At 31.6% G+C, this 2785-nt stretch carries 3 protein-coding genes and 1 pseudogene; 1 reads left to right on the plus strand and 3 read right to left on the minus strand.

From position 1 onward, the window contains the following. Positions 1 to 278, plus strand: a pseudogene (locus WBF61_RS02780) (MDR family MFS transporter); the annotation flags it as partial. 50 nt (positions 279 to 328) lie between these two features. Here WBF61_RS02780 and WBF61_RS02785 read toward each other — a convergent pair. The 3 genes from WBF61_RS02785 to WBF61_RS02795 all read right to left on the minus strand — a co-directional run. After that, entirely contained in the window at positions 329 to 892 is a 564-nt protein-coding gene (locus WBF61_RS02785; protein WP_424253704.1) for a class I SAM-dependent methyltransferase, read from the minus strand. Beyond that, positions 889 to 1563 carry a phosphatase PAP2 family protein gene (locus tag WBF61_RS02790; protein ID WP_424253705.1) on the minus strand — a complete coding sequence of 225 codons (675 nt, stop codon included), beginning with the start codon at positions 1561 to 1563 and terminating at the stop codon, positions 889 to 891. Before WBF61_RS02790 ends, WBF61_RS02785 begins: the two co-directional genes overlap by 4 nt. 695 nt (positions 1564 to 2258) lie before the next feature. Next, positions 2259 to 2785 (minus strand): pentapeptide repeat-containing protein (locus WBF61_RS02795; protein WP_424253706.1); only part of this gene is annotated, 527 nt, incomplete at its 5' end.

Here is a 2785-nt window from a genome sequence, read left to right on the forward strand (position 1 = left end):
GAATTTTAGGACAAACGATTATGATTTCATTATATGGTATTATTTTAAATAAAAGAATGGCGGAACAATTGATTATAAAAGAGTCAACAGGGGTTAAAAGTGAAATGATGAATGAATTAATTAATCCTTTAACAGCTATTAATTTAGACCCTACTTTATTGCCTATCCTAAGAGAGATATTATATGTAGGGATTCATGATGTATTCTTCTATGGTTTTATAACAGTTTTTATCGCTCTGATTATTAACCAGTTTGATAAAAAAGTAAAAATATATTAAGAAAAAAGGCATTTAAAGTTAGAGTAAAAACTAACTTTAAATGCCTTCTTTTATTTCTTTTCAATAACAATTAGAAAAGGTGGAGAATTTTTTTGGTTTATAAAACCATAATATAAAACACTATATAAATCTTGAGAGAGTCGTTTACTAAAGTTTAAGATAGCATCTTTTTCTATTTCTCCACCAGGGTGTCCAGAATAAACGGTTAATAATAGTAAACCACCTTTTCTTAACCGTGGAAGAATAGTTTCAACTGCTTGAATAGTGGTTTCGCCTTTAGTTATAATTTGTTTGTCTCCCTTAGGTAGGTACCCTAAGTTAAAGACCGCTGCAGCTATTTCGATAGTTTTAGGTATAAATAAATCAAGATTTTCGTGTCCTTCATTATAAAGGGTTACTTGTTCTAACAGACTAGTTAGCACTAATTTTTCTTTAGTTGTCTTGATGGCTTGAGATTGAATATCAAAACCAAAGACATGCCCAGTTTTACCAACTAATTTGGCTAATAAAACGGTATCTCCACCATTTCCTACAGTTGCGTCAATAACATTATCGCCATTTATAACGGTTCTTTTCAAAAGTGAATGACTATAGCTTAAGGCATTTTCAATCATACTACGGCATCCTTTTTCTTATTAAAGCTAGATTTAACAAAGTATGGAAACAAGCCAATCATTAAAGCTAACCATGATGCACCTAGTAGATAACCACCAATAACATCTGATGGAAAGTGGACTCCGAGATAAATCCTGCTAAACCCAATCGATAAAATTAAAAGAGTAGCAAATATAAAAACAAATAGGGGCAATTTTTTTTTCTTATGCAAGTAGAAGAATAAAAAAGTTATCCCACCGTAACAAATAAAAGAGCCCATTGAATGTCCACTAGGGAAACTTAAACCACCTTGTACAACTAAATGTTCAATAGTAGGACGTTCTCTTTGGAAAAGTAATTTAGCCAAATAATTTAGTACACCAGCTCCTAAAACAAATTGAAAAAAGTACCAAACTACTATACGTTTATTTTTTGTATACCAGAGAATAAGAAAGCTAAATAATAATACTAGAATAGACATGATTAAAACGCCACCTAAATCTGTAATGAAAATAACAAAAGGTGTCAGATATTGATTAGAGCTTGCAATGATTGGTTCAGCAATAACTTGATCCAACCAGTTAACCCAATTTGCATTGATTTGGACACCGTAAGCTAAGAAACAAAAAATAAGAAAAGATAAAAAACTCAGGATAAAAGCGGGTTTCGAATAGTTAAATTTTGAAGACATTGATTCACACTTTCTAAAGTTATTTTTTCTAAAACGAAGATGAACTGATAATTTATTTTACCATAGAAATTTAAGCTAAACAAATTGAGTGATTCATCACTAAGCTTTTATTGGAAGGTGTTTTTTCAAAAATAAACTATGCGTTATTATTACAGTTATGTGACTTTTATTAAAATAGACGTCATAAACAAAATACACCTATCAAATGAGCATATAGAACGTTATAATAACTTAAGTAGTGAGCATTTTAACTATTAAATAAACTTGTGTTTATGACCATTAAAGGTTGTTACTGAATCAGGAGGTATAATATTGGAAAAAACTAGAAAAGAAAGAATAAACTCTATTCCCAATAAAAGAATTGTTGACCAATTCAATCAATCACATATTGCATACAAAAAGGGTACTACTGTTTTAAGTACAACTCTGCTAATTAGTTTATTAGCATTCCCTTCTTTTTCAGTTTCAGCCACTGCAAATGATTTAGCAAATTCTAGTACTAAAAAATTAGAAAATGAAAAAGTTATTGTAGAGGAGAAAGATGGGGTATCAGAAGAAGTAGATACAGATAAACAACCTATCGTCGCTCTTACAGAAGAATCATTAATCATAAGAGAGCAAAGAATTAATGAATTAAAACTTTTATTAAGCGAATCACAAATTGATGAATTAATTTTTGAAGAACTAACAACGGATCAAATTGAAGACTTATTTATAGAAGCTTTAGCTGGATCGAATATGGAAAGTATTGTATCTGAAGAATCAGCTGAAACAGAAAATACAAGCTCAACTATGATAGTTGATGATAATTCTGCGATTACATATGAATTAACTGAAGAAGAAAACGTTGATGTTAGTGATAAAAAAGATGAAGCTGTTAAAATTGCGGACGAAAAAGCTATTGAAACAGAAAAAGCAGCGGCAGAAAAACTAGCAGTAGAAAAAGCTACGACAGATAAGTTAGCAGTAGAGAAAGCAGCGGCAGATAAGTTAGCAGCAGAGAAAGCAGCTACAGAAAAGTTAGCAGCAGAAAAAGTTGCGGCAGATAAGTTAGCAGCAGAAAAAGTTGCGGCAGAGAAGTTAGCAGCAGAAAAAGCTGCGGCAGATAAGTTAGCAGCAGAAAAAGCTGCGGCAGATAAGTTAGCAGCAGAAAAAGCAGCGGCAGAGAAGCTAGCAGCAGAGAAAGCAGCAGCAGAGAAATTAGCAGCAGAAAAATTAGGAG

Origin of the sequence: Carnobacterium sp., from assembly GCF_049673005.1 — a bacterium.
Classification (GTDB): Bacteria; Bacillota; Bacilli; order Lactobacillales; family Carnobacteriaceae; genus Carnobacterium_A.